We start from the raw sequence: 25633 nt of genomic DNA, 5'->3' as shown, positions 1-25633 counted from the left end.
CGAGAGAGCCGCAGGCTGTCTCTTTTATCTTGCCATCCTTCGCTCGCTATCGCTCCCGCGGCGGTCCCCTCGCGCAAAGGCGCGAGAGACTTCGCTATCTTGCGATAGAGTGACCCAGCGGTCATCGGGCTGATTCCGAGACTGGGCGAGCGACAAAAAGGTAGGCCGTGCGCGGAGAAACGGCGCCCAACAGCGCCTTCGTAGCAGCGTCCGAGTGCGAATCGCGTGCAAGAAACTCGCCGTTCCGCTGCGCCTGAAAAAGTGGATGAGGAGCGGCCTTTTGGCTCCTCGAAGTGCTGTTGACGCCGCCGTCCGCGGTCGCTTCTCGCGCGAATTTCAGCGTCGTCAAAGTGATGAACACCGGCGAGCGGAGCGCGTCGAACAGCGCGGGAATTCGTGCGGCCGGATTGTCGGCGAAGCCCAACTCGGGCGCCAGTCGCGCGACATAATCCGTAGTCTCTACCGGCAAGGGCCGGCCACGTCGGAGAAGCTCTTCATAGCGCCGCGGACCGGCGTTATAGGCGGCGAGAAATCCCGTCTCGCCATAGTGTTCGATCATCTCGGCGAGATAGGCCGCACCGGCCAAAATGTTGTCGCGCGGATCGAAGGGATCGGGACCAAGACCGAGTTTGGTCTGTAGCTCAGCGTATGTCTTCGGCATGACCTGCATCAGGCCGATCGCGCCTTTTTCCGAGACGGATTTGTCGTCGCCATCGCTTTCGGCGCGCATGACGGCACCTATCCAATTCGCCGGGACGTGGAATCGTCGAGACGCTTCCTGGATGGCGTTTGCGACGACATTTGTCGACGATCGAGTGCTCGACGCCGCGCGAACGCCGACCGCTTGGGATTGGGCCGGCGATGCGGCCATAGCGCAAAGGAGTGCGCCAATCGCTGCTGCGCGACTTGCGGACTTACGACAGGCGTGATGCGCGTCGCGCGACAAAAAGGCGATCGGGGGAGCCATCATCAATCGTCCTCCCTCGTCCAGAGAGGCGCGGCGCGTCCGATGATCGCTTGGATCGGGAACGCGCCGAAATAGCGTCCGTCGAGCGACGCCGGCTCGTCCCAGTTGAGGAGAAAGACTTCGCCGGGAAGGAGAACAAAGCATCCGTGCCAGACGGGCAGCGGCCGACCGGCGTGATCCCGCTCGCGCGCCTCGGCCACGATAACGCCGTCGACGGTGACGGAGAGTCCGTCGCGGCAAATTTTTTGTCCCGGCAATCCCACCACCCGTTTGAGGAGCGGCGCACCCTTGGGGAGATAGCTGCGTTCCGCGAGCCAATCGGCGAGCGATTCTGGAGGACGGGCGACGACAAGATCGGTGACGGTCAGATTGCCGATCGGCCGCACAGCATAGAGCCCGACAGGGACACTGGCCGACGCGTTCCAGACGACGAGCGGCTCGCGGGGAACGAAGGACGTAAGTGCGAGCGCGCCGCAGGAAAGGAGCATGACTGTGAGAATTTTCATGATTGAACTTCGATCGTTGAGCGCAGCAGCCATGCGCGATGGCGCTCGCGCGAATAGGGGCGAGGCGACAATCCGGCGGCCAATCGGTTGTGAATGTGGCGCCAGTGATCGGGACAGATTTCCTGCGGCGCAAAGCCGAGCGCCTCGACGACGTCGATCGCTCTCAAGACCCGTTGAACCTTGTCCCAGCCGACGGCGCGCAGCAAAATTTCTGCGCCCGGTCTGACGCCAGGGACCGTCGAACAGACCTCGCCGGCGTTGCAGGCGCGTAAAATGTCGACGCGCGAAACAAGGGTCCCGTGGCCGTTCGAGGCCCAGCGCATGAACGCGAAAATTGCGCCCGCTTCGAAAGTCGCGATGCGCCGCCGTCGATCGAGCGTGCGCTCGGCGATCGGCTTGCCGAAGCGAATCCATCGTTCGATTTTGCCCTTCATGTAGAAGAGTTCGACTTCGGTCGGAGCGCTCATGACGCGTCTCCGTTGTGGCGAGTTTTGATTTGTCGGGAGCCGCGCTCGCTCGCGAAGAACGGCGCCGTTGCAACGGTATCCATGGCCGAAGAGCGAAGGGAAACTTCCTCTTTCCGGCTTCGCTTCATGAGGCAGGAACGTTTGGCCTTCGCCTTATCGACAGCCAAAACAAAAAAGTTAGATTCACTGTTAGAATAAGTTAGGCGCGCTGTTTCGCGCTCTAATAGAGAGAGTTGTGTGCGATTCTGGTTCCCGATAGCACGCGCCAAAGGTTCCTGATGGCACGTGGCGCGAGTTCCTGATAGCACGCGCGTTTTCACCGCTTATCCACAGGGTTATTCACAGGCTTGCGGCGAACGGATTTTGGACTGCGCGACTTCATGGTGGGCGCAAGGCGCATATCTATCTGCGCGCCACACTCCGCCGGCTTGAACACCAAACACTCGCGTCCGCGTGAATTGCGCTCGATCATCAACGCATAGCCGGGCAGCGGCTGGCGTCGAACGATGTCGCGCAGTTCGAATGCAAAGCGCTTGAACGGCGACAGGCTCGCGGATTTGAGGTGAAGATGATCGAGTTCGAACGACCAGCCGCCCTTCTGACGCCCGCCGTGCTTGCGCACGATGCGATAGAGCCAGCGCTCGAGGCCGCCGGTCAGCGCGAAATACGCCCGGTCGATCGACAACACGAGGTTCTTGTCGAGCACGGCGCGATAGAACCAATCGGTCAGAACGAGTTCGACGCCGAGAGGGCGGCCGTTCGCATCGGCTCGCTCCTTCCACTCGTTGATCCAGGAAAAGCGGCGCGTCCAACGTTCCGTCGGCTGGCGGATCGATGTTTCGATGGTGGTGGACTGCAGGCGATCGAGCGCGGCTCGAAATCGATCGTAATCCCGGGCCGATGTTCCGCGTTCGATGAAGGTGAGGATTTCGCGCGGGGTCGCCAGCATCAGGCGCGACGTGTCGCGACCGGCGTTGCGCGCCGCGATGATCTGAGAGGCGGCCCAGATCAAAATATCGGCGTCCCAGATCGTCGCCATGCCATATTCGGGCGTCGCGTCGACGCGAATGCTCAGCTCTCCCATGCGGAAGTCGATCGGGGTGACGCGTGGTGATTTGGCGAGGCTGAAGAACGGATAGGCCATGAGGTCCTGCACGTCGCGCGGCGCGATATCGGCCGGGACGCAGCGAAACGGGCTGAGCTTAACGAGTTCGCCGCTGGGGCGCCGTGTCGTGGACATGATCGATGTCCGTTCAACGGCGATCGGGAAGCGTGGCGGCGGCGCCGTTCGGCGCTTGGCGTCTCGCCGGCAGCACCGTTCCGACCCCCGGATCGGAGGTCGACGCTTTGGCGCCGCGCGCCGCCCAGGCCTGCAAATCCTCAAGTCGATAGACGACGCGGCCGCCAAGTTTCGAGTAGAGCGGCCCCGTGCCGTAAGTGCGGTGCTTTTCCAGAGTTCGGCCGGATAGCCCCAGAAAACGCGCGGCTTCGGGCGTGCGCAGAAAGCGTGGCGGCAGATCGGTCATGGCGGCGGACATCGGCGAGCCTTGGCGAGTCGAGGCGCGCCACCGAACATCGGCGGCTGTCGTCGATCACTTTGGCGAAGAAATTCCGGCAGGGGGGATGGCGAAGATTGGGAGGCGAATTTCGCCACCCCCGAATGCGCGAAGCGGCGCCGCAATTGAAGCCGACGGCTATTTGCGCAGGAATTTGCGATAGCCGCCGCGCATCAGCGCCACGCCATTGCGCACGAGTCGAATTGTCGCGTCGCGAACGGACGAGGATTTCCACGGCTCGGCGTCGACTCGCGCCGATCCGAACAGGCATTCGGCGATGACGCGGTAGGACGCGCCGCTCAAATGGCCGTCGAGCGCACGGAGCGTGTTGACGAGGCGGACGTCACGCAAGGCTGCAGCCGGTTTCGCATGGCCCCTCGTGAAGCGCCAGAAATGCATCGCCGCCTCGGCGCGATGCAGCGCCGTCTTGTCCTGCGGAACGACGGCCGCGAGCGGTTCTCCCTCGCGCGGCGGATCGGGTAGCCACAGTTGATATTGGTTGCGGCCTGTTCCGACGATGAGGTGTTCGCCGTCATTCACGCGCAGCCGCGTATGCAGGTCTGGCCAATCCGACGGCGAGAATCTCAACTCGCCGGCATTTGTTGGACTTGGCACAAGAATGACGGCGCTCGCGCGCGCTTCGGGAAGCCAGAAAATATCGGCTTCATTCGCGCCGAGCGTAGGGTCTACCGCGAAATCGCAACCCCCAGCGCCGCTGGGCGCCGGCGACGCCGGCGTCCATAGCGGCTCGAAATCGAGAGTTGGCGTAGTCGGCGTGATATTCTTTGTCGCGCCGTAAGCATTCCCAAGCGATGGAGGGCCAGTTCAAATTGTCCAAATAGTCATATGCGCCCGGAGAGCGCCAATCCGCATCGATCATGGATTTTCTCGCGAAAGAGTGGCCGAGCTTCAGTATCGAGAAAATCTTGTCGATAACCCGCGGCCCTGGATTTTTTGGCAGGCATAACGTCATGCCGGGTTCAGGCGCCCAATTGCCGCACATTGACGCAGAGAGAAATTTCGAAGATTGCCATCGGTCACGCCGTGGCGCTGAGTGTGGGGACAAGCAGCGGTGCGCGCCTTGAAGCGCTCCTGGCCCCAAAGGAGCGCTTCGGCTGAAACCTGTCAGGCGGGACCTGCCAGTAAATCCTTATATCCCTCGTTCGCCAGCCATCGCGCGCGAGCAAGATGCGTTTCATAAGCGTGTTTGGCTCGGACGGGTTCGCGAAGCGGGTCGATGCCGAGCAGAATGCTTGAGACTTCCTCCCATGCCGCCCCTTCCTTGGCTGCGTCGAGCATCCTCAAGTAAACTTTGAAATGAACACGGTCGTAGTCGGTGACATGCTCGTCGGAAGGAGCGGCGTCGGCAATCGGATGGGAATTTGCAGGGTCCACGGATTTAGCATTCCTCAAACGACTCGCCGCCACGTTGACATTCTATGCAGAAAGTTTGCCGTAAGTTAACAAATGCGGCCTGAATGCGTCGACGCACTGCCGAATTCGGCGTCCGAAATCCGTCCGGCTGTGCTCGCTCGTCGCCGAGCCATGTTCTTGACGCCGACGGAAAAATGAATCGAAGCGACTCGCCGCCGAGAACATAAGATTTCGGTCCTGTCGCCGATAGTTTGTAGAGAATACTCCGTGGTAGAATACTCGACAAGTCGTTCCTCTCGCGTTCATGGACATTCGGGAGGTTTTGGCGCTCAACCTGAGGAAATGTCGGCAGGCGCAACGCCTGTCACAGGAGGAACTCGCCCATAGGGCGGAAATCGATCGCACCTATATCAGCTCGATTGAACGACGCGTTTATGCAGCCAGCATCGACGTCGTCGATCGGCTGGCTCGGGAGCTCGGTCTCGAAGCTGCCGATCTGCTTCGCAAGCCGGCTCGAACCGCAAGAGTCGCTGGCGCGACCTCAGCCGCAAAAGGCGAAGGGGTCTTGGGCGACGGCGACAAGGTCGCGGATGGCGCAGGCGACAAGAAGCGTTCGGTCAAGTCGAACCAACGTGGCGCGGAGACTCCGTCGAAATCCCGAAAGCAGAAAATGCGTGGATTGTGAACGGCGCGCGCAGAACATTTTTTTTAATTTCTCTGGCCTTGCAATGTCATGCGAGCTGGAGCGCGTGAAAAGCGGGGCCAGGCAGCACGCAAACGAAAGCCCCGCCCGATGTCTCGGACGGGACTTTGGCGGCGGTTCGTTCAGTCGCCGTTGGCCTTGCGCCCGCGCGACCAAATGAGGGTGTAACATTCGCCGTCTTCGTCGTCGAAGAGGTTGGCGTAGATCGCAGCGTTGAAGCTCGGATCGTCGAGTTTGACCGAGAGATAATCGCGGCCTTCGGTCGAACGTTTCGACCACGCGGCTCCCACCTCGACTCGACCGATATACACGCGGTGGCTCGGCGCGTTGTCGTTGGTCCGGTTGGCTTCGGGGACGATGCGGACGCCTCTGGCTTGGACGCTGAGCGTCACGATCTCGCCCTGGAACTCGTTGCCGGACTTTTTGAATGAGCCGATGTTCGCCATGGTGGTTCTCCTCAAGATTTTCTGTCTTCGAGCCCGCGCCCATCGCGGCCTCGATGGCGATCAACAGGACGAAGGCGATCGGCGACGCACCCGCCCACGGGCCGAAGCAGAGCGGAGGACGGCGGAAAAGCGAGTTTCTTGTACCGCGAGGAATGACGCCGAAGGCGTCAGGGGAAGAAAGTCGCAGTTCCGCCGTTGCGTCTCAGGCGATCGAGGCGCAGCCGTCCTTCGGCCAGATCAAGCCAAAAGAGAGGCTGCAATGGTCGCATTGGTTCGGACAGCATCGTCAACAAGGAGAAGTGGCGCTGGCGCAAACACCTGCGCAAGAAGTCTGTCGCTCGAGGCGAAGGAAAAGAAGCAATCGGAAGCAAATGGCGGGGCGGCGAATCGCCGGGTTCCTGACGGACAACGACTCGAACGCCTGTCACGGCGCTCTTCGTGAGTCTCCGAAGGGGTCCGCCCGGTGAAAACGTCGCCGAGCGTCGCAAATCTTCGGCGTCGCATTCGCGGATGAGATTTCGCCGGGATCTGCGTTCAGGAGAAGAGTTGCGGCGAGCTTACCGATTCCTGATTGCCGGCATGCGGGGGACATGATCCAGGCTTGCCGCGAGCCGCTGTTCGAAGTTGGCAGTGGCGTAGAGGCTGATGCGCGCCCAAGCCGTTGCGCCAACAACGATCGCGCCGATGACGGCAAAGGTCAGTTGCCAAACGTGCGATGACGTTCCCAAGCGGCCGAGGCCAAGAGTTGCGTGATAGCCCGCGACGACAGCCGGCGCGGCGAAAAGCGTCGCGATTGCCGCGCGGATCAGCGGCGAGCGCGCCGTCGCGAACGCAATTTGACCAACAAAGAGGTTGACGACGCCACAGACCAGGGCGACCATAATCGCGCCCGCCGGACCCGCGCCGCCGTGAAATGCGGCAAGACCAATCGTGACGGCGACGAAGACCGGCAGCGCATGGGTTGCAAGCGCGAACAGCAGCCAACAGAAAAATCCGAGGCCGATACCGTTGAACACGATGCCGAAGATTAGCATGCGGATCTCCGTGACAAAAGTCGAACGGTCGCGCCTCCCACCACCGCCATAGTGGTGGCGAGTGGAATCCCAGCGACCTGGTAGCACCGCAAATCGTGCGCAGTGCATTGGATAGGGAACAAGGCGCAAGCCTTGGGAGGGCTTCGTATCAGCGGCCGCGGACTGTGACGCCTGAAACATTTCTCAAGGCGTCGCCGAGCGTCGTGGCTTGCTGATCGTCGATGACCTGTCGTGGAATGACTGTCACGCTCCCAGGAATTTCCATGATCGGATATTTCTTGCCGTCGACGCCGACCACATACGGGACGTAATGGCCGTTGTCGGCGGCTTGAGCCGGCGGCGGCGATGTATGCGTCCTCCTCGCCTTGACGCCTCGAATGAGAGGATCGGCGAACGCGCCGTTCGCCGCCATCAGTAGCGCGGCAGCGGCGAAGACGATCTTCAAGCTGGACATTTTAGGTCGATGCGTCGGTTTGAGCGAGCAAGTCGCTGGCTTGCAGGGCGGCGTTTCACGCGCCGCCGCCGCGCGTGCTGTTGACATCGGGGACCGCGATCGGTGTATTCTACGCCCCATGGGGAAGCGATCTCCCCACGAGGCGACATGCCCAAGAATCGCGTCCGGGGATTTTTCCACCAAGGGCGCATCATGTCGTCGATCAACACGATCTCTCCTGAAAAGCTCGCGCGTCTCATCGGCGTCGCCCACTGCCCCACGCTGATCGACGTTCGCGTCGACGACGAATGGAGAGCAGATCCGCGCTTCATTCCCGGCGCCGTTCGGTGCGCGGCGGATTCCGTCGGGCAATGGAGCGGCGCGTTCGCCGAGCGCGCTGTGGTCGTCATTGATCAGGATGGCGGCGCTCTCGGGGCTGGCGTCGCGGCATGGCTGAGATGCGCCCGCGCCTCGTCCGCCGATCTCCTGACCGGCGGCCATTTCGAATGGGCGCAGGCGAAGCGGCCGCTTGTCCCGGGGGCGAAACTGCCGCCCCGCGACGCGCGGGGACGAACGGTCTGGGTCACGCGTTCGCGTCCGAAGGTCGATCGCATCGCCTGTCCCTGGCTCATTCGACGCTTCGTCGATCCAAACGCCGTGTTTCTGTTCGTCTCGGCGGCGGACGTTCAAGGCGTGGCGGAACGCTTTTCCGCCACGCCCTTCGATATCGACGGCGCATTCTGGAGCCATCGCGGCGAGCGCTGCACCTTCGATACGATGCTCGACGAGTGGGACCTTGAAATTGAACCCCTGCGAAAGCTCGCCGTGATCGTTCGCGGCGCCGACACGGCGCGGCTCGATCTCGCCCCGGAAGCGGCGGGCCTGCTGGCCGCGTCGCTCGGCCTCTCTCGCACGTATACCGACGATCTCGAACAGCTCGAAGGCGGAATGCGCCTCTACGACGCCTTTTATCGTTGGCAACGCGACGCCACGGACGAGCCGCACAGCTGGCCCGCGACCAAGGCGGGGAAAGCGCCATGAACGCGCCGGTGAAAGTCCAAGACGCGGATCATGGCGTCTCTCCGCGCGAAGCCTTCGGTGTCTGGGCGCGGATCGCCTTGCTGAGTTTCGGCGGGCCCGCCGGACAAATCGCGCTGATGCACAAGGTTCTGGTCGAGGAAAGGCGCTGGCTGTCGGAAAGCCGATTTCTGCACGCGCTCAACTATTGCATGTTGCTGCCCGGCCCCGAGGCGCAACAGCTCGCGACCTATGTCGGCTGGCTAATGCATGGAACGTTCGGCGGCGTCATGGCCGGTGGGCTGTTTGTGCTGCCGGGAGCGGCGGCGATCATGACGCTCTCTGTCGTCTATGCGCTGTTTGGCAAGGTGGGGTTTGTCGTCGCGGCGTTTTTCGGTCTCAAGGCCGCCGTGCTGGCGATTGTCGTCCAGGCGGTGACCCGGATCGGAAAGCGGGCGCTGAAGAACCGCCTGCTGCAAGGGCTGGCGGCCGCCGCCTTCGTCGCGATCTTCTTTTTCGACGCGCCCTTTCCGCTCATCATTCTCGCGGCGGGATTCATCGGCTATTTCAGTGGGCGGGCGCATTTGACGCAATTTTCCAGCGGCGACCGCGGAGCGGCGAAGGATACGGACGGCGACAGCCTGCTCGGCGATACGCTCCCCCGCCATGCGAGGCCATCAACCCCGTATCCATTGAAAATCGCGAGCGTTTGGCTGTTGCTATGGCTCGTCCCCGTCGCGGCCCTCTTGCTGGCGTTCGGTCCCGACAATGTCTTTAGCCAGATCGCCGTCTTTTTCAGCAAGATGGCCATGGTGACCTTCGGCGGCGCCTATGCGGTGCTTGCCTATGTCGCGCAGCAAGCGGTGGACAATTTCCACTGGCTGCGTTCCGGCGAGATGCTCGATGGCCTCGGCATGGCCGAAACCACGCCCGGCCCCTTGGTGATGGTGCTGCAATTCGTAGGGTTTCTTGCCGCCTATCGGCAACCTGGCGTCCTGCCGCCGCTCCTCGCCGGCGCGCTCGGCGGCCTGCTGACGACATGGGTGACATTCGCTCCCTGCTTTTTATGGATTTTTCTCGGCGCGCCCTATGTCGAAAAGCTGCGCGGCGACAAGGCGCTCGCCGGAGCGCTGACGACGATCACGGCGGCCGTCGTCGGCGTCATTCTCAATCTCGCGCTCTGGTTTTCGATCCACGCGCTGTTTCGCGAGGTCGCTCTGGTTCAAGGCCTCGGCTTCTCCTTCGAAGTTCCCACGCCTTCGAGCGTCGATCCTCTGGCGCTTTTGCTGGCGATCGGCGCGGCGCTCGCGCTGTTTCGTTTCGATCTTGGCGTCCCACGCACATTGGCCCTCTGCATGGCGGCAGGCGTGCTGTTGTTCCTGATCGGCGCATCTCCGGCGGCGGCGCAGACGCTGACGGTCGTGAAAGAAAGCACGGCGTCGCAAGTCGCCGTCGATGATTCGCTCGCGCCGAAAATCCTGCTGTCCTTCGCCGCGCTTTGGCACGCTTTCGCCTTCGCCGGCGGCGGCGTTCACGTCGTCGACGCCTATCGGTCCTTGTTCTTCGGCGGCTACGAATCTCGTTGGGCGCGGATCATCCGGTCGGCCGACTGGCAATTGTGGGCGTCTGGCTTCGCGATCATCGGACTTGGAATCGCGCTTTCCGGCCTCAATTATCTCACAAACCCCAAACTGTGGGCCAAAGGGACGCTGATTTGCGTCTGGCTCGCTGCGACGCAAACCATGCGTCGTTTCGCCTTGCCGAAATTCCAGCGAGGCGAAAGAGGACCGATGTTGCTCGCATCCTCAATCAGCGCCGCCTGTTGGAGTTACGGCGCCTGGCTCGGCGTGGCGAAGCCCTTGGCCAATGGCGTCGCGCCCTTTTGGGCGCTGCTCGCGGGATTCGTCGTGACGATCGTCGGGTTCATCTTTCTGACGCTCCTCTTCGAGAAGCGTCGCGACGACTTCGATCGCAAGGCGAGAGAAGGCGCGCGCTCCGTAAAGGCAGGTGCGCGGAATTGATCGACAACTCAAGGAGGCTGAACATGACGCAAGACATCGACCGCAGACATTTCATCGGCGCCGCCGCAACGGCTGGCGCGGCGTTCGCGGCAAACACGGCGAGGGCGGAAGACAAGGCCGCGCCGACGCGCAAGAGCGCGGTTCACGTCGCCGCGCCGATGCCTTTCGATCCTCAGAAAATCAAAGGTCTGTCCGAGAAAATTCTCGTCTCGCATTACGAGAATAACTACGTCGGCGCCGTCAAGCGATTGAACGCCATCGCCGAACAGTTGGCGGGGCTCGATTTCGACAAGGCGCCGGGCTTCCAGATCAACGGCCTCAAGCGCGAGGAACTGATCGCGACCAATTCCATGATCTTGCATGAAGTCTATTTCGCTGGCCTCGGCGAGGCGAACAAGCCGGGCGCGGCGCTCAACGACGCCATCGAACGCGACTTTGGCTCGTTCGATCGCTGGCGCTCCGAATTCGTCGGCATGGGCAAGGCGCTGGGCGGCGGTTCGGGATGGGTCATTCTCGCCTATGACAAGCATGGCAAGCGGCTCGTTAATTCCTGGGCGAACGATCACACGCAAATTATCGCTGGCGGCGATCCGGTGCTCGTCCTCGACATGTTCGAACACGCCTATCAGATGGATTTCGGCGCAAAGGCCGCGGATTACGTTAAGTCCGTCATGGCGGCGATCAACTGGTCCAACGCCGACCGTCTATATGTGCGCTACAGTAAGGCATGACGTGGAAATTCGAATAGAATAAGCGTTCACGTCACGCATCACATCTCTCCACCAGCGATGCAGTTGGCGGCGTTTACGCGCCGCCGTCGGCAAAATTCCACACGGGGATGCCGAGCTTGCGCGCTTTGTCGGCGAGGTTCGCCGAGATCCCGGAGCCCGGGAAAACGATGACGCCGATCGGCAAGGTTTCGAGCATTTGGTCGTTGCGCTTGAACGGCGCCGCCTTGGCGTGACGCGCCCAGTCCGGTTTGAAGGCGATCTGAGCGATCTTGCGATTGTCGGCCCAGCAGGCGGCGATGATCTCGGCGCCTCGGGGGCTGCCGCCATGCAGCAGCACCATGTCGGGGTGCTTGGCCAGCGCTTTGTCGAGCCGATCCCAGATTGCGCGATGATCGTTGAAGTCGAGCCCGCCGGTGAAGGCGACCTTGGGTCCGACAGGGAGCAAAACATCGTTTTCGGACTTTCGTTTGGCGGCGAGAAAATCCCGGCTGTCGATCATCGCCGCGGTCAGCGCGCGATGGTTGACCTTTGACCCCGAGCGCGGACGCCAGTTTGAGCCGGCGTGGCGCTCGAATTGGTCGGCGGCGTGATCGCGGAACAGCTCCATGCTGTCACGCCGCTCGATGAGCGTCTGTCCTTCGGCGATGAGGCGCTCCAGTTCCACCGAGCGGATTTCGGAGCCGTCCTGTTCCTTCTGACCGCGCCGCTGCGCCTGCTCGTTGTCGTCCAGTTCGCGCTCGATGCGAGCAATGGCGCGGTGAAAAAGATTGACGGTAGACCAGAGCAACTCTTCGAGATCGGGTTCGACGCGGGTGTCGCCCAAGGTGGCGACGAGGGCGTCGAAAATATCGGAGACAGCGCCCGCGATTGTTTGGGCTTGCGGCAGCGGCCTCGGGTCTGGTTCGTCCTGTAAGGGGCGATAGCCGTAAAGCTGGAGTTCGGCGAGAACGCGATCGGTCGGGGATGAAGACTGCGGCGGCTCGAAGCTTGGGTTGTCGCGTTCGGTCGTCATTTGCGCTTTCCTTCGTCGGATCGACCGCGACCCTCGCGGCCTTCGTGGCGACGAAAGGTGGCGGGCGGGCCGGGCTTGCACCCGAAGCGCAGCGAAGGGCCGAAACGAAGTGGAGGATGGCGGAGGGCTGGCTATTTTGTTCGCGCTGTAAAGCGCCCCTAGGGCGCGACGGAAAATAGTCAGCCCGCAGCCATTGCGGGCCGGACCGCTTGCCGCAAGGTCGCCCTCTATGAAGGCCTGAGCCGCGGTCCTCTCCGAAGCTTTTGGAAAGCGCGCCGAGCCGGCGCGACAAGTCCGACATGAGTTCGCGCGCTACCTTCCCCGTATCGGCTCACGCCGGAAATCTCATGAAGCGGGCGACGTCTTCCGGAGCAATCTGGCCTCTGATCGCCGCTCGCAGATCGTCGACGCCGAGGCGGCGAAGATCGTCGTTGAAGTCGTCAAAAGCCGGCGACAGGATAATCGCCTCGATCCCGGCTGCCGTTGCACGCTCGACCAGGATCGCCGCCGCATTATCGCCCGCCGCATCGTTTTCGCGAAGAATGTAGAGGCGATGCAGCGATGCAGGAAACAGGATGGCGGCGAGATGCGCGGACGACAGCGCCGCCATCATCGGCATGGCGGGCATGACGCAGCGAAGCGACAGCACGGTTTCGATGCCTTCGCCAGCCGCGATGACGTCGCGCGCCACGCCGAATCTGACGCCGTGGCCAAGGAGAGAGCCCATCGCTCGCCTCGGCGTCTCGATTGGCGCCTTGTCGTGGCCGGACGGGTCGAGCCAGGTGCGATGCGCGCCGGTGAGTTTGCCGTCGAAATCGGTGACGGCGGCGATCATTGCGGGCCAGATCTGAACCGGCGAGTGGTGGCCCGGCCGATAGTAGCAGCGTGGGTGGAAGCGCAGATTTGCGGTTTCGTGCAACGCCGTAATTCCACGATGGCGCAAATACGTCTCTACGATTGTGGCTTCTATTGAGCGCGACATAGCAAACAAGCGTCGCGCCGATTCAGGCGAACCGATGGGCGTGATTGCCTGAATTCGGGGGTGGACCGAACCCGGTGTCGTTTGCGGCAGGCTGAGAAAGCGCCGCGCCTCAATGACCACATCCCGGAAGTCGTCGAGGCGACACGCCTCGCGGATAATATCGAGCAGATCGCCATGTTCGCCCAAGGCGGCGTCAACCCAATTTCCAGCGGCGCCCTTGCCGCTTTCAGGCCCGCTCAAGCGAACGAACAGGCTGCGGCCGGGCGTGTTTCGCGCATCGCCGACAAGCCAATAGTTGCCGTGGCGGCGGCCGTTGGAGAGATAATGGCGGCACACCGCCTCGGCCTCGCGCGCGAGACGGCGCGCCAGTTCTGATGCTGGGCTGGACAAATGTACGCCCTCCAAAGCGAAAGGGACCCGCCATTGCTGGCGAGTCCCTCGTGGTCGGCCTCGGGGAGGTCTATTCGGCGGCAACGTCCTGGGGTTCGTCCACCGACGCATCGCCAGCATCGCTTTCATCGACGATTTCGTCGATAGCCGTTTCGCGCTCTATCGCCGCCGTGTCTTCGACGGTGCTTTCGACATGGTCTGAGACACTCGCCGTCTCCGATCGATGCAGCGCGCGACCCGGCGTGCGCAGCGGTTCGGGCAGCCAGCCAGAACCGGCGAGCATCTGTTCGGCCTCCCGCGCCAGGTCTCCTTTCTTCAACTGCTCGATGCGCTTCGCCTGTTCGGCGCCCTTGGCCTCGCGCACGGCTTCAATGATTCGCGCTTTGGTGACGCGGCCGAAGAAATTATCGACGGTCGGCGTCCAGCCGGTCGCGGCGATGTCGAGCGACAGGACATGTGCGAGACGATCCGCGTGGGCGATGGTCCTTGGCCGGCGGCTCCAGGCTTCATGCACGGCGTTGACGGTAAGCGAGACGCAATGGGCGAAGAGGCATTGCTGCGTCTTGGCGTCGAAGGTCGTCAAAGCGTCCCACAGATCGCCGGGATCGGCGGGAAGCAGCTGCGACCAGTCGTGATGACGCGCGTCGACTTTGGTTGCGAGCGGCATATCGCCAAGTCCCGGAGCTTGAGCGCCGAAGGCAACCGATTTCGGTTCGATCTCCAGACAGGAGTCGGAGCCGTAATGGTAGAACAGTTTCAGGCAGAAAACATGCAGCGCCGCCAGAAAGGCGACGCTGGGATCATTGCCCACCGCTTCGCGCAGCGCCAGCGTGCGATAGGCGGTAAGTTCGGTGAGCAATTTATCGGGCAGAGGCCGCAGACCTTCGTCCTCGTCTTCCGCCGGCTCGGATTGAACCGCGCCACCGTTCGGCGCGACAGCCTTGGAAGCGGCTAATGCTGATGAGGGCGAGGCGCTGGTCTCCTTCTCATTCTCCTGATCGGGAACGTCCGGTTCAATGAGCGACGCTTCGTCCTCGGGGCGGCCATAGCCGCGCTCGACGCGCAGCCGGCCCGAACCATCGATGCTGACGAACGCGCCCGCCCGGGCGATCTCGACGGGATCGTAGCTGACCGGCCTTTCCTCGATCGCGGCGATCGCGGTCTCGATCTCGCCGAGGCGCCGATCGACTTCCTCGGGAATCTCGTCCGCATCGGCGTGGGCTTCTTCAAGCTGTTCGGCCTCGGTGCGCAAAGCGTCGAGCGTCGCGGTTTCTTCGTCCGTCAGAGGTTGGCGCTCTCCCGAGATGTGCCGCAGGCCGTATGTATGGCCGTAAGGAAAATCGGTCGCGACCTCGACCCATTTCCAGCCCTCGGCGCGGATGGCTTGCGCGTCGCGTTCGAGTTTTTCCGCGACCAGCCGGTCCAGCAGCCCAACGTCCTGCAGCCAGCCGCCGTCGTCGTTCTGGAACAAATCGCGCATGACGGCGCCGCCGGCCGCGATGTAATCTTCGCCGACATATTGCGCCCGCTTGTCGCTGGCGCGCACGGCGCCCTCGGTCAGAAGCCGGCGGATTTGATAGGCTTCCTTGTTGTAGGAGCGCTGGATCGCCTCCCAGACCTGCTCCTGGCGTTCGTGGTCCGAACTGACGGTGAAACCCATGAGTTGGTCGAGCGTCATGCCATCTTCGGCGTAAATGTCGAGCAGTTTTGGCGAGACAGACGCGAGCCGGAGACGCTGCTTGACGACGGCAACGCTGACGAAAAACGCCGCCGCGATCTCTTCTTCGCTTTGGCCTTTTTCGCGCAGCGCCAGAAAGGCCCGGAACTGGTCCAGCGGATGCAAAGGTGCGCGCTGGATATTCTCGGCGAGACTGTCCTCCTCCGGCGTTCCCTCGGTGCGCACGACGCAGGGGATCGGCGCATTGCGAGCCAGGCGCTTTTGCTTCACGAGCAGTTCGAGCGCGCGGTAGCGGCGGCCGCCGGCGGGGATTTCGAACATGCCGGTCTCGGCGCCGTTCTCATCGAGCACCGGCCGCACGGTGATGCTCTGCAACAACGTGCGGCGGGCGATGTCCTCCGCGAGTTCCTCGATCGAAACGCCGGCCTTGATGCGCCGCACATTGGATTGCGACAGCACCAGCTTGTTGAAGGGGATATCGCGCGAGGCGCTCAACTGGATTTTCTGAGCCGTCTTGGCCATGGAAGTAAACTCCGCGACAGGCGGCCGAAAGCCTTTCTCTCGACCTGAAACCCGTCACGAAGCGCAGCGCCGCCCTCTTACTCTGAGGGCGACGCCGAAAAATAAAAGGAGGAAGGCACAGCGCCAGAGAACCGTGGTCTCGGCGTCATTGCGTCACGATGATCAGGCGGCGCGCTCCAACAACGCTTTGGCCTTGCCCTCGATCTCGAGGCGCGCATCCTGATGCGGCTTGGCGCGGGCGATCGCGGTGATGCCCTGCACGAAGTCGAAGATGCTCTCCGGCGGGTGGCCTTCTTCATTCAGAACCGTCGCGATCACTTTGGCCGTTTCGGCTTTGCTGAACCCGCGCTTACGCAGAAACGCCTCCCGTTCCTCGTCCTTGCGGGCGACGATGCGTTCGCGCGCCGCTCTGATGCCTGCGATGAAAGGCGCCGGCGAGGACCGCGCGAAATTCTCGAGAGCCGGCGCCGCCTCATGGGCGAAGCGCTGCGCCGCGAATTTGCTGTGCCGGATGCTGATTTCCTCGAAACCTTCGACACCCCAGAGGTTGCGGTTCATGCACACGGCGCGAAGATAGAAGGAGGCGATGCCGAGCGTTTTCGAGCCGACCTCGCTGTTCCAGCAATAAAAGCCGCGAAAGAACACATCTGGATCGCCGTTCGGTAGACGGCCGGCCTCGATCGGGTGCGTATCGTCGACGAGAAAAAGAAAGACGTCGCGATCGCTGGCGTAAAGCGTTGTCGTCTCCTTGGAGACGTCGACATAGGGATTGTGGGTCATGTTCGCCCAGTCGAGGACGCCAGGAACTTTCCAACGCGTGTCGCCTGTTCCGTTTCCCGCGATCTTCATCACGGCGGCGACGAGTTCATGGTCCCAGATACGACCATAATCGGGACCGGTGACGGCGCGCAGCTCCGCCCTGTCGTCCTCGGCTTCGAGCGTTTTGATCAACTCGGCGCGATGCGACAGCAGGCCATGCTGGAGGTTGACGGCGGCGAGAGGGGCTGGCAGGTCGCGCAAGTAACTCGCCGGCGCGCCGACGAGGCTACAGAGCTGACCGAAGCTCCAGTGCGTCGGCGCGACCGGAACGTCCGAACCCGGCAAGGCCAGCGTCAGGTGCTCGGCGTTGGCGCCGCGCGCCTCCACCTGGATCTCGGCGCTCTCCACCGTCCGCGTGCGGCTGCGCTCCGAGCGGCCGCGAACGGCGACGAACAGTTCCGACAGGGACAAAAACCGCTCGTCATCGGGACGGGAAAACCATTCCGACGACACGCGGCCGATACGCTGACCGCGTGACAGATCCACCTTGAAACCGCTCTCGTCGGCAAACCCGGCCGAACCCGCGCCCGCAGCCGCGGCGCTCGCAACATCGATGTTCATAACCAAAACTCCACGACGGGCAACGCGAGCCTCTCTCGCACCTGCATCCCGTCACGGAAAACCGGCCGAACTCTCACTCTATCGATGAAGAACAAACGCACGCGGATATCACGCCACTACCGTACGATCGAAGACACGAGAAGTTGTTTCTCGTTTAGTTTCCGCGGACGCGCCGTGAGCACCTTAACATTCGCAGCCGTCGCCTTGGCGGAAGCGACGCCTATTGGGAGCTTCCGAAATCGTGGTGCAACGACTTCGTCGATCGCGCACTGCTGCGATACGGTAGGGTCTATATCATCCGGCCCAATCGCGAGCAGGAAGTCTGCGTGAGGGAGTGCCAGGAAGCGCGGGGCCACGAATGCCAGTGTTCCTGCATGGGGGCCAATCATGGCATGGGCAATGATGGCAATTGGTTCGAGGTCTCTGACACCTTCTCGTCGTCTGCTGACGGCCCTGTAGGGACAAATACCCGATCAGAAGCTATGTCATCGGGCAACGGATGAATTTTTCGACCGCGCCATCGAGAAAGACCCGCTCGATGTGATGCCCGGCGCCTTCGATGAGACTGCGCGCCACCATGGGCAATTCACGCACCGAGCGCTGCACGTCGTCCATTGCGATCGGCGCGTCGCTTTCCGGTACGTCGATACGGACGACGTTGTTCTTGCCAACCAGTAAATAGGACTGGCCGAGGGCATTGCGCGACTGCGCGCGTGCGGCCGCATTGAAGGAGCGCATGAACGCCCAGTCTTTGATGCCGCCGTTGCGCGCCCGCTCATCGACAGTGAAGGTGGCTTCGCCCGTGCCCAAGCTCAGGATGCGCACATTCTCGCGCGCAAGGTCGAAGCAGGCGAGGCCATAGACCAGGGCGTTCATCACCGGATTGTTGGCCCAGACGCCGCCATCGATCATGACGTAACCGTCATCCTCGACACCGGGGTAATAGGACGGGGCCGCCGTTGTGTGGAGCGCTACATGCGCAAACTTCTTGTGCCGGTCCTTCTGATAGTCCGGGTGGTGCGGCGTCTTGTAGAGGAAGGGCTCACCGTGGCGCCCTTCGAAGCTCGGGATAACAAGCCGGGTGACGGCGTCGTCGAGCACTTTGTCGCCGAAGATTCGCAGCAGTTCTTCCTTGAGGGCAGCTTGGTCGTGCTTCGGCTTGAACACCCAGCGCAGCATCCTCGACACCTTGCTGAGCGCGGCCGCTGGCGGAAAGATGCGCTCGCCGCGCTCGAGGTAGATGTTCAAAGCCTGTCGGGCCGTCATTCCGTGGGCAAGGGCAAGCGCGATGATGCCGCCCGTTGAGGTGCCCGCGATCATGTCGAAGTGATTCGCGATGGATGCGCCACCCAGGAAGCGGCTTTCGAGTTCGGCCAGGAAGGCTGCAGGAAAGACGCCGCGAATGCCGCCGCCGTGTCCGCGAGGCGGTCAACGTCAATGGCCCGAGATCACGCCACCCTCGCCTATCGCTTCCTTCTCCGCGTCTTCGAGATCCAAGAGCAGCGCACGCACCCTCCTGATCAAGCGCAGCCCGGGTTCGGTCAGATCAACGATGCGGGTCGTGCGATTGAAAAGTTGCACGCCAAGCCGCGCTTCGAGCGACGCAATCAAACGCGTCACCGCCGGCGGTGAACTGCCGAGCTGCACGGCAGCCTTGGCGAAGCCGCCGTTTTCGGCGCCCGCCACGAAGGTCTTGAGTTCCTCAAAGCGGTTGCACCTACACAATGGCGCTGCGCACGACGACCGTCTCGGTCCGCCGCGCCGTGAAGCAAAGAGCGCTCAATTCAATCTTCGTTCCATCACACGGTGCTGGAGTTTGAACGACGCAATGGATGCCGATTATTGGAGAAGACGTCGCACGGCTGGAGGTTCAATTCATCGTGTCGCCCAAAGCACGCTTCCGCGAGGGCGCTGTCACGAAAGCTACCGTCTACACCCCTGGCGAAATCGTCAAAGCTGCTTCACAATGCTAGGTTGTCATCTGAGGTACGTCGAAAAAGCGATCTGAGCAAAGGAAGTGGGCGATGACAACGTCGGATGACTGGATTCCTCCCCTGATCGATTATGCGACGCCGAAGCAGATCACTGGAATTCTCGGCGCGATGCGCGCCGTTGCGGACACCAAGGCGCCAGCCAGCAACAATGATCGCCGGGCGATCGCCAGCGCCCGCCGCTACATATTCGGCGATAAAGACGTATTCAAATTCGACACTCTGAAGCCAATTACCCCCGAAGAACTTGCCGCCGCTTTGGAGGGAACGAACTTGAATGAGAACGCTGTCAAGTTCATTACCGTGATGGCGTTCGTAGACGGCGAACTGGATCGCGCCAAGATCGCGAGCGTGCTGGACTATGCCGGCGCGCTCGGGATGCATCAGCATTATATCGATCAGATCAATGAAGCCGCCCACGGCCGCCTCGGGGAAGTGCTGGCTGACATGACCCGTTGCAACATGGAAAGCATCACCGGAAAGGCGTGGAAGAGCGAGGACGTCAATCGGTGGCTTCTACCCTATGCCGGAGATCATGCCGATCCGAGCGAGGTCAGGCGTTTTAAAATGCTTGCAGACCTCCCGCAGGGCACGTTCGGTCGAGCGTTCTACGATCACTTTCACCGCAATAACTACGGTTTTCCAGGCGACCCGCAGGCGCTCAATGCCAAATTTTCGCTCCCGCACGATTCTGTCCACGTGCTGACAGGATACGATACTACGCCCCGCGGCGAGATTCTGGTGTCAACCTTCACCGCCGCGATGCATCCATATTTTCCCATGGGCGGGCATATTCTGCCGGTGATTTTTTCATGGCACCTTATGGTTCAAATCAATGAGGTTGCGCATAGCGCCAAGGATGCTCTCGATCCGGTCGAATTTTGGCGCGCTTGGGCCGCTGGCGCGACGGCGACAATCGATACATTTGCGCCGGAGTACGACTTTTGGAGTCGCGTTGAGGAGCAGCTAGCCGACTTTCGAAGAGGTAGCGCGATATTGCCACAAGGACTCGTTGATGTATGAGGGATTGTGTCACACAATCGATATTGGCGACACTCGGCGTGAGCCATGCGTCCACAGCCACTGCCTTGGCTGGCCGATCATTCCGAGTCAGACTCCAAAAAGAATTTCTCGGCGCTGATTGTCTTGCCGCATCCATCAACAACTGATTATGAAGCAAGAGCCTGGCACAGCGCGAGTCCGTATACATGACCCACAGACTTGTCGTTTTCCTCGTCGTCTTTGTCGCTATGAGCCTCGCGTTCGTACCGCTGCTTTCGCTTTATGGATTGCGAGTCTGTCCGGTACTTACGATCCCTGGATTCGGCTTCGGCTGCTACTATACGTCCGCCTTCATCCTTCTGACGAATTTGACGAACGTCGGCGTGATTCTCGCGGCGCGCCACGGCGAAAGGCGCTATCTGCCCCGATTTTTTCGTCGAAGAAGAAACCGATCCTGGATCTATGCCGGATCATACCTTCTAGCAACGATCGTCGCTCTGCTTCTACTTCAGGTTTTATTGCGCGCAAACCACCTGAGCACGCATTCCCGCGGCCCAGAGATTCTGGTCCTGGCGAGCTTCCTTTTGGGCATCACTCAGGTCTACGGACTAAACTGGGCGTTTGAAGACGCCGATGACGAACAAGACGCAAACGAGCAGGTTGGGTTTCGAAAACGCTGGCTCTCGCACGTCGCGAGAACGATGCTCCCCGTAGCAGTCGTCGGGACAGTTCTTCTACACTTTCTTGTGCGCCAGGCTGAAAGTTTTAACAATGGCAAGATCGCTCCTCTTGTCTCTCATGACACATTGATTGAACAGACGTCCTACCTCATTTCCTTTTTGGCGGCGTGGCTGATTCTCACGTTCATCTTCCACTTCTTGTCGGAGCGCGATCATGTCGGGCGAATTCAGGATCATTTGGATCATTTGCGCGACATGAATTTCAATTTCCGGTCGAGACCTGGGGAAGCCTGGGGTCTTTGGGCGGCAATTCTCGACCAGCTCAATGCCTTCTCGAAAGCGCTAGGAGAGCGCACCCGACTACTCAAGAATTTCTCCCGATTTGTCACAGCGAGAGTAGCGGAACGGGCCCTTCATCAAGAGCTAACAGAGACGACAGGGATCAACCGAGAGCTGACCGTCATCATGACGGACATTCGCAATTTTACGGGCATCTCGGAAAGCCTTTCGCCGAATGAAGTGGTAACTCTCTTGAACCAATATTTTAGTGCGATGTTGGACGTGATTACCCACTTCCAGATCAGCGTGGATAAGTTCATCGGCGATGGCATGTTAGCCTACGTTGAATGCGAGACGAACGGCGATGAAGGCTCCGATATCACGGAAAACAGGCTGGGAGTGGACGCCGCGCTCGCCATGATCGAGCGGGTGGAACAACTCAACGGGAAGCTAAGGGGGATGAACTTACCTGCCGTAAGAATTGGCGTTGGGATTTTTCGTGGACCGCTTGTGATCGGGCTCATAGGGTCAGAGGCCAAACTTGAGCACACGATCATCGGCGATACGGTCAATCGCGCGGCTAGGCTTGAAAGCCTGTGCAAGGAACTCAGGGTGTCCATAGTAATTTCCGACCGGGTCTGGCGCTCGCTAGAAGATGAAGTGCGCGGGCGCTTCAAGTCTTTCGGAAAACAGGCGATGAAAGGCATTGCTGAACCGATCGAAGTTTTTGGGGGGCCTAGCAAGTAGCGCCGCCGTTGACACGTTCCATTAGTTGGAGCGGCTCGCGCCGTGGAGACGACGGATGGGCCATCGCGCTGCAGAAATCGCCTTTACGCCCGGCGAGGTTAAGCGAACGAGTAGATACAATAGCGAATATTCGTCTGATGTGGGGAAAGGCGGTAGCGCTGGTGACTCATCCACCTTCCACAATCACGAATTTTACGCGTACGCCAATTCTGCCTTTTGTTGCGCTGGCGCATCCAATTCTACGACTGCTGATATCGAGTCCTTTCCTGGTACGGCGAGGCTCGAGACCGTTTGACAAACCCGTCCGATTTGCGCGCCATTGCTGCTGATTCTGCTACTCCGATTGCCGGACACTTCCTCAAACAGGAGTTCGTTGCGATGGTCGTATTGATATGCCGCGGACGAAGAAAACTCTCACCGCAGAATCGAATGTTCGACGACGCTCCATACTAATAGTTGGAAGCGACGGAAAAGACTCGGACATTCAATTTTCTCTCGTTGAAATCGTTCGAGCGCTTGCGCGTAGCGCCGCACGGGAGGATCATCGCGAAATCCAAAAGTTCGAAGCGATGTCGCTACCGAGGCGGACCGAAGATGAAACGCGCAGCGATCTACGCCCGTTTTTCGACGGAACTACAGCACGAGCGTTCAATCGACGACCAAGTGGCGGTCTGCAAAAATTACGCCGAACGCAATGAACTGGAGATCGTCGGCGTCTACGACGATCGAGCTCGCTCCGGCGCCTCGATGTATGGTCGTGAGGGGTTGTTACGACTTCTCGACGCCGCGCGCGATGGATCATTCGAAGTCATCCTGATCGAAGCGCTGGATCGCTTGTCCCGCGATCAGGAAGACCTTGCGGGTATTTGGAAGCGCCTCAATTTTTTGGGCGTGGAATTGCGAGCCGTGCATGAGGGAACGGCAGATCAAATTCAGATTGGCGTACGAGGCCTTCTTGGCTCGCTTTTTCTGACCGATCTCGCTCACAAGGTTCGGCGCGGGATGCAGGGTGTCGTCCGAGACGGGCGCCACGCTGGCGGGCGGGCCTATGGCTACCGACCAGTGGCGGGTAAACCCGGCGAACTTGAGATTGTTGAAAACGAAGCTGCGGTCGTTCGTCGTATTTTTTATGACTATGTCGGCGGCAAGACGCCGCGGGAAATCGCTCATGCCTTGAACAAAGAAGGCGTGCGGCCGCCTCGAGGCGTCAACTGGACGCCTTCGACCATCAACGGCAACAAGAAACGTCATCACGGCATCATTCTCAATGAGATCTATGCGGGCGTCGTCGTTTGGAACCGGGTTCGGATGATCAAAGACCCGGACACCGGCCGGCGAGTTTCACGTCCGAATCCGCCGGAGGACTGGAAGCGGACCGAAGCGCCGAATTTAGCGGTCGTCGACAAGGACTTGTTCGAGGCGGCGCAGCAGCGAAAGGCGGAACGCACGCATGACGCGCCCCAGAAACAGCGCAAGGCGAAATTTCTAATGTCCGGCTTGCTGAAATGCGGCTGCTGTGGGGGTGGCCTTTCGATGAAGGATCGTGACCATGGAAGGGTTCGGGTCCATTGCTCCACGATGAAGGAAGCGGGAACCTGCTCCAATCGCAAAGTTTTCTATCTCGACGAGATCGAAAAAGCGGTCTTGGCGGGCCTGCAGCAACACCTCAAGGCGCCAAAGCTGCTGAAAGAGTTTGTGAGAACATATCAGGAAGAGCGCGAGCGGTTGGCGGCGGAGAAGGTCAGGCGGCGCGGCAAGCTAGACAGCAAGCTGGCTGAAATTCAGCGTTCTCTCGACCGTATGTGGTCGGACTATGAATCGGAACGTGTTCCGGTCGAGGTCCTGGGACCTAGGATGAAGGAGGCTCAGGCGCAAAAGGTGGCATTGTTGGCGGAGATGAAAGCGCAACCGGAACAGGAAAAAATCGTCGGCCTGCACCCGGCCGCGCTTCGGCATTACGAGAGGCTGATTGGACAGTTAAACGATGTTTTCGGCCGAGGGGTCACCCCCGACAACGCGGAGGCGGCGGAGAAAATCCGTGAACTGGTCGCGAAAGCAGTCGTCGTGCCCTCAGGCGACGGCTTTGCCATCCAGCTTCAGGGACGCCTTGCTTTGCTTATGGATGCGCCGAACGTCTACCCGAATATGCGGATCGCCGCGTCGGGGGGATCGGTGGTAGCGGAGGAGGGACTCGAACCCCCGACACAAGGATTATGATTCCTCTGCTCTAGCCGACTGAGCTACTCCGCCCCGAGCCGCTTAAGCGGTCTGGAAGAATTTGCGATATAGGTCGGCGTCCCCGCGCAAGTCAAGGCTGCGAATCTGTAGCGCGACAAACCAAAGGGCCTCTCGCGACAAACCAAATGGCCGCCCCTGAAACGCCGGCCATAGGCTCAGGCTCCGCCAACAGCTAGCGGACGAATGGCGGCCCCTGACCCACAGTGAGTGATGCGCACGAGCTTTTGGCCCCAGAAGAACGGTTCGGCCAACTCAGACTCGCCGATCGGCAGATCGAGGTCATAGCGCTTCTGGGTCCGCGCGAGCCGGCTAGGGAGCCAGGGCGGTGAGAACGGAGACGGGACGATCGCGTGGACGAGCTGTTTGAGCTCGACGGGCATTGTCACGCCCGCTGGCCGATCCTTCACCGACCGGCGGCGGAAGACAGCCCGCACTTTGGCTTCGTGGCTCAGCGACTTGCGCTTGGTGAAGATCCGCTCCTAGGGGCCCGCGAAGCCTGTCTTGAAGTCGAGATACTGCACATGGGCAATCTCGACATCAACGTCCGGTCCGAGGCTCGCTTCGAGGGCTTCGGCCTCTGAAACATCATGCCGGAATGCGGGGGCGGACAGCAGAGCCGCCACAAGGCTTCGGACTCCACGCTGTTCGCGTGCCCGCAATTCGCGAAGGTGCAGCGCCTCTCGTTCTCCATCGCCTGCCACATCTCACCCAGAAGCTTGAGGGCGTCCTTTTCGAGCTGATCTTCCGAAGGCGGTATCGTTGACCAGGGACCGAAATCATCGCTTGCCGAAAGTAGGCCTCAATAACGCTCATCCCCAGACACTAATGCTGTTGGCTGTCAGGTCCTTGCGATGCGTCGCGTGAGAGTGCGGACATGTGCGACGAGGGCCCAAGCCACCGTGCTGGCGATTGTGGCCTCGAAATCGAAAATCCTGCCTATGACCCAGAATTCCTGCACAAACAGGACTTCAAGGCGATCGGTCGAGCGATATGGTGGGATAATCGATTGTCAGTCGTTTCGAAGAAAGGTAATTTACGGCGCTCGCCCTTGTCGCCGAGCGCATTGCGTTATTTGAATTATTAGGAGGCTTGCCTCATGCAGTTTCAGGTCACAATCGACTGTAGCAGCGCGGCGCTTAGCGGGGATTCAATCTTGCGCAGCCAGGAACTCGCCAACATTCTAATCGCCGTGGCCGCGGATTTGTTGGACCAAGGCTTGGCGCTTGGCGACAAACTGCCGTTGCGTGACCACAAAGGTCACTCCGTCGGAACAGCCCAACTGACCAAACAACCCCACGTGCTTTCGCTTCGAGCGTGCTCCTAACGCACGCGGGAGGCGGCGCTGATCGTCGACGCGAAACAGGCGGCGGCGTGACTGATACGCTGCACGGCTTAGCCAAACTCGACCGCATCCACTTCCTATTACTCTAGACTATTGCGCTTCAATCGCGCATCATAGAACTCTCTGGCGTTCTTC

The 25633-nt window shown here is 60.9% G+C and carries 24 protein-coding genes, 1 tRNA gene and 2 pseudogenes; 8 read left to right on the top strand and 19 right to left on the bottom strand.

What is annotated here, in order from left to right:
- Positions 1–121: 121 nt before the first annotated feature.
- The 8 genes from IYY11_RS11730 to IYY11_RS11700 form a co-directional block, all read right to left on the bottom strand.
- Positions 122–871: a lytic transglycosylase domain-containing protein gene (locus IYY11_RS11730; protein WP_312029727.1), complete on the bottom strand. Its 750-nt coding sequence runs from the start codon at positions 869–871 to the stop codon at positions 122–124.
- Between the two features lie 98 nt (positions 872–969).
- Positions 970–1473: a S26 family signal peptidase gene (locus tag IYY11_RS11725; RefSeq protein ID WP_196404014.1), complete on the bottom strand. Its 504-nt coding sequence runs from the start codon at positions 1471–1473 to the stop codon at positions 970–972.
- Positions 1470–1940 (bottom strand): DUF2840 domain-containing protein, encoded by a 471-nt coding sequence (locus tag IYY11_RS11720; protein ID WP_196404013.1) that lies wholly within the window; start codon positions 1938–1940, stop codon positions 1470–1472. The genes IYY11_RS11725 and IYY11_RS11720 overlap by 4 nt, the downstream gene beginning before the upstream one ends.
- Before the next feature lie 316 nt (positions 1941–2256).
- The gene (locus tag IYY11_RS11715) at positions 2257–3180 is read right to left on the bottom strand and encodes a replication initiator protein A (RefSeq protein WP_196404012.1); all 924 of its coding nucleotides are present in this window, start codon (positions 3178–3180) and stop codon (positions 2257–2259) included.
- 13 nt (positions 3181–3193) lie between these two features.
- Complete coding sequence (locus IYY11_RS11710) at positions 3194–3478, bottom strand: helix-turn-helix transcriptional regulator (protein ID WP_014891325.1); 285 nt, start codon at positions 3476–3478, stop codon at positions 3194–3196.
- 156 nt (positions 3479–3634) lie between these two features.
- Positions 3635–4036, bottom strand: coding sequence for a DUF2285 domain-containing protein (locus IYY11_RS11705; protein WP_312029724.1), 402 nt, complete (start codon positions 4034–4036; stop codon positions 3635–3637).
- A 124-nt stretch (positions 4037–4160) separates the two neighbouring features.
- The gene (locus IYY11_RS23835) at positions 4161–4376 is read right to left on the bottom strand and encodes a transcriptional regulator domain-containing protein (protein WP_409455247.1); all 216 of its coding nucleotides are present in this window, start codon (positions 4374–4376) and stop codon (positions 4161–4163) included.
- A gap of 245 nt (positions 4377–4621) precedes the next feature.
- Entirely contained in the window at positions 4622–4924 is a 303-nt protein-coding gene (locus tag IYY11_RS11700) for a DNA -binding domain-containing protein (protein WP_312029723.1), read from the bottom strand.
- Positions 4925–5174: 250 nt separating this feature from the next.
- On the opposite strand from IYY11_RS11700, the gene IYY11_RS23470 reads away from it, so the two are divergent.
- Positions 5175–5555, top strand: coding sequence for a helix-turn-helix domain-containing protein (locus IYY11_RS23470; protein WP_196404010.1), 381 nt, complete (start codon positions 5175–5177; stop codon positions 5553–5555).
- Between the two features lie 140 nt (positions 5556–5695).
- Here IYY11_RS23470 and IYY11_RS11690 read toward each other — a convergent pair whose 3' ends face one another.
- The 3 genes from IYY11_RS11690 to IYY11_RS11680 form a co-directional block, all read right to left on the bottom strand.
- Positions 5696–6019, bottom strand: coding sequence for a DUF736 domain-containing protein (locus tag IYY11_RS11690; RefSeq protein WP_196404009.1), 324 nt, complete (start codon positions 6017–6019; stop codon positions 5696–5698).
- Positions 6020–6576: 557 nt separating this feature from the next.
- Positions 6577–7233: a hypothetical protein gene (locus IYY11_RS11685; RefSeq protein ID WP_196404008.1), complete on the bottom strand. Its 657-nt coding sequence runs from the start codon at positions 7231–7233 to the stop codon at positions 6577–6579.
- Positions 7202–7507, bottom strand: coding sequence for a TonB-dependent receptor plug domain-containing protein (locus IYY11_RS11680; RefSeq protein ID WP_196404007.1), 306 nt, complete (start codon positions 7505–7507; stop codon positions 7202–7204). Before IYY11_RS11680 ends, IYY11_RS11685 begins: the two co-directional genes overlap by 32 nt.
- Before the next feature lie 192 nt (positions 7508–7699).
- Here IYY11_RS11680 and IYY11_RS11675 point away from each other — a divergent pair, with 192 nt between their 5' ends.
- From IYY11_RS11675 to IYY11_RS11665, 3 genes and pseudogenes are all read left to right on the top strand, one after another.
- Positions 7700–8527, top strand: coding sequence for a sulfurtransferase/chromate resistance protein (locus IYY11_RS11675; protein ID WP_196404054.1), 828 nt, complete (start codon positions 7700–7702; stop codon positions 8525–8527).
- Positions 8524–9894, top strand: a pseudogene (gene chrA, locus IYY11_RS11670) (chromate efflux transporter); the annotation flags it as partial. The gene IYY11_RS11675 and the pseudogene chrA, both read left to right, overlap by 4 nt.
- Positions 9895–10547: 653 nt before the next feature.
- A complete protein-coding gene (locus IYY11_RS11665; RefSeq protein ID WP_196404005.1) occupies positions 10548–11255 on the top strand; it encodes a superoxide dismutase in 708 nt (235 codons plus the stop codon).
- Positions 11256–11328: 73 nt separating this feature from the next.
- On the opposite strand, the gene IYY11_RS11660 is transcribed toward IYY11_RS11665, so the two are convergent.
- From IYY11_RS11660 to IYY11_RS11635, 6 genes are all read right to left on the bottom strand, one after another.
- Complete coding sequence (locus IYY11_RS11660) at positions 11329–12267, bottom strand: DUF2493 domain-containing protein (protein WP_196404004.1); 939 nt, start codon at positions 12265–12267, stop codon at positions 11329–11331.
- A 331-nt stretch (positions 12268–12598) separates the two neighbouring features.
- Positions 12599–13639 carry a toprim domain-containing protein gene (locus IYY11_RS11655; RefSeq protein WP_246719876.1) on the bottom strand — a complete coding sequence of 347 codons (1041 nt, stop codon included), beginning with the start codon at positions 13637–13639 and terminating at the stop codon, positions 12599–12601.
- Between the two features lie 70 nt (positions 13640–13709).
- Positions 13710–15839: a ParB/RepB/Spo0J family partition protein gene (locus tag IYY11_RS11650; protein WP_196404003.1), complete on the bottom strand. Its 2130-nt coding sequence runs from the start codon at positions 15837–15839 to the stop codon at positions 13710–13712.
- 162 nt (positions 15840–16001) lie between these two features.
- Positions 16002–17219 (bottom strand): DUF932 domain-containing protein, encoded by a 1218-nt coding sequence (locus IYY11_RS11645; protein ID WP_246719875.1) that lies wholly within the window; start codon positions 17217–17219, stop codon positions 16002–16004.
- Positions 17220–17699: 480 nt separating this feature from the next.
- A complete protein-coding gene (locus IYY11_RS11640) occupies positions 17700–18623 on the bottom strand; it encodes a CBASS cGAMP-activated phospholipase (protein WP_312029726.1) in 924 nt (307 codons plus the stop codon).
- Between the two features lie 30 nt (positions 18624–18653).
- Positions 18654–18944, bottom strand: a complete 291-nt coding sequence (locus IYY11_RS11635; protein ID WP_246719874.1) for a LysR family transcriptional regulator — start codon at positions 18942–18944, stop codon at positions 18654–18656.
- A 299-nt stretch (positions 18945–19243) separates the two neighbouring features.
- On the opposite strand from IYY11_RS11635, the gene IYY11_RS11630 reads away from it, so the two are divergent.
- The 3 genes from IYY11_RS11630 (at position 19244) to IYY11_RS11620 (ending at position 24135) form a co-directional block, all read left to right on the top strand.
- Entirely contained in the window at positions 19244–20233 is a 990-nt protein-coding gene (locus tag IYY11_RS11630; RefSeq protein WP_196404001.1) for a hypothetical protein, read from the top strand.
- A 185-nt stretch (positions 20234–20418) separates the two neighbouring features.
- Entirely contained in the window at positions 20419–21918 is a 1500-nt protein-coding gene (locus tag IYY11_RS11625; protein ID WP_196404000.1) for an adenylate/guanylate cyclase domain-containing protein, read from the top strand.
- Positions 21919–22512: 594 nt separating this feature from the next.
- Complete coding sequence (locus IYY11_RS11620; protein WP_196404051.1) at positions 22513–24135, top strand: recombinase family protein; 1623 nt, start codon at positions 22513–22515, stop codon at positions 24133–24135.
- Here IYY11_RS11620 and IYY11_RS11615 read toward each other — a convergent pair.
- Positions 24092–24168 (bottom strand) — tRNA-Met (locus IYY11_RS11615). The genes IYY11_RS11620 and IYY11_RS11615 overlap by 44 nt on opposite strands.
- Before the next feature lie 338 nt (positions 24169–24506).
- On the opposite strand from IYY11_RS11615, the gene IYY11_RS11610 reads away from it, so the two are divergent.
- Positions 24507–24737, top strand: a complete 231-nt coding sequence (locus tag IYY11_RS11610) for a hypothetical protein (protein WP_196403999.1) — start codon at positions 24507–24509, stop codon at positions 24735–24737.
- A gap of 257 nt (positions 24738–24994) precedes the next feature.
- Here IYY11_RS11610 and IYY11_RS23830 read toward each other — a convergent pair.
- Positions 24995–25102: pseudogene (locus IYY11_RS23830) on the bottom strand (IS5/IS1182 family transposase); the annotation flags it as partial.
- Positions 25103–25633 lie beyond the last annotated feature (531 nt).

The sequence above is a fragment of the Methylocystis sp. H62 genome, from assembly GCF_015709515.1.
Lineage (GTDB): Bacteria > Pseudomonadota > Alphaproteobacteria > Rhizobiales > Beijerinckiaceae > Methylocystis.
Note: the sequence above shows the minus strand (reverse complement) of the source record. Positions and strands in the feature narration are given on the sequence as shown.

What these genes read in the sequence shown, in the direction of transcription:
- IYY11_RS11710 (WP_014891325.1), bottom strand. Translation starts at nt 3,478, where the DNA reads ATGTCCGCCGCCATGACCGATCTGCCGCCACGCTTTCTGCGCACGCCC.
- IYY11_RS11720 (WP_196404013.1), bottom strand. Translation starts at nt 1,940, where the DNA reads ATGAGCGCTCCGACCGAAGTCGAACTCTTCTACATGAAGGGCAAAATC.
- IYY11_RS11725 (WP_196404014.1), bottom strand. Translation starts at nt 1,473, where the DNA reads ATGAAAATTCTCACAGTCATGCTCCTTTCCTGCGGCGCGCTCGCACTT.
- IYY11_RS11730 (WP_312029727.1), bottom strand. Translation starts at nt 871, where the DNA reads ATGGCCGCATCGCCGGCCCAATCCCAAGCGGTCGGCGTTCGCGCGGCG.
- IYY11_RS11625 (WP_196404000.1), top strand. Translation starts at nt 20,419, where the DNA reads ATGACCCACAGACTTGTCGTTTTCCTCGTCGTCTTTGTCGCTATGAGC.
- IYY11_RS11660 (WP_196404004.1), bottom strand. Translation starts at nt 12,267, where the DNA reads ATGACGACCGAACGCGACAACCCAAGCTTCGAGCCGCCGCAGTCTTCA.
- IYY11_RS23470 (WP_196404010.1), top strand. Translation starts at nt 5,175, where the DNA reads ATGGACATTCGGGAGGTTTTGGCGCTCAACCTGAGGAAATGTCGGCAG.
- IYY11_RS11665 (WP_196404005.1), top strand. Translation starts at nt 10,548, where the DNA reads ATGACGCAAGACATCGACCGCAGACATTTCATCGGCGCCGCCGCAACG.
- IYY11_RS11680 (WP_196404007.1), bottom strand. Translation starts at nt 7,507, where the DNA reads ATGTCCAGCTTGAAGATCGTCTTCGCCGCTGCCGCGCTACTGATGGCG.
- IYY11_RS11675 (WP_196404054.1), top strand. Translation starts at nt 7,700, where the DNA reads ATGTCGTCGATCAACACGATCTCTCCTGAAAAGCTCGCGCGTCTCATC.
- IYY11_RS11690 (WP_196404009.1), bottom strand. Translation starts at nt 6,019, where the DNA reads ATGGCGAACATCGGCTCATTCAAAAAGTCCGGCAACGAGTTCCAGGGC.
- IYY11_RS11630 (WP_196404001.1), top strand. Translation starts at nt 19,244, where the DNA reads ATGACAACGTCGGATGACTGGATTCCTCCCCTGATCGATTATGCGACG.
- IYY11_RS11645 (WP_246719875.1), bottom strand. Translation starts at nt 17,219, where the DNA reads ATGAACATCGATGTTGCGAGCGCCGCGGCTGCGGGCGCGGGTTCGGCC.
- IYY11_RS11715 (WP_196404012.1), bottom strand. Translation starts at nt 3,180, where the DNA reads ATGTCCACGACACGGCGCCCCAGCGGCGAACTCGTTAAGCTCAGCCCG.
- IYY11_RS11685 (WP_196404008.1), bottom strand. Translation starts at nt 7,233, where the DNA reads ATGTTTCAGGCGTCACAGTCCGCGGCCGCTGATACGAAGCCCTCCCAA.
- IYY11_RS11620 (WP_196404051.1), top strand. Translation starts at nt 22,513, where the DNA reads ATGAAACGCGCAGCGATCTACGCCCGTTTTTCGACGGAACTACAGCAC.
- IYY11_RS11650 (WP_196404003.1), bottom strand. Translation starts at nt 15,839, where the DNA reads ATGGCCAAGACGGCTCAGAAAATCCAGTTGAGCGCCTCGCGCGATATC.
- IYY11_RS23835 (WP_409455247.1), bottom strand. Translation starts at nt 4,376, where the DNA reads ATGATCGATGCGGATTGGCGCTCTCCGGGCGCATATGACTATTTGGAC.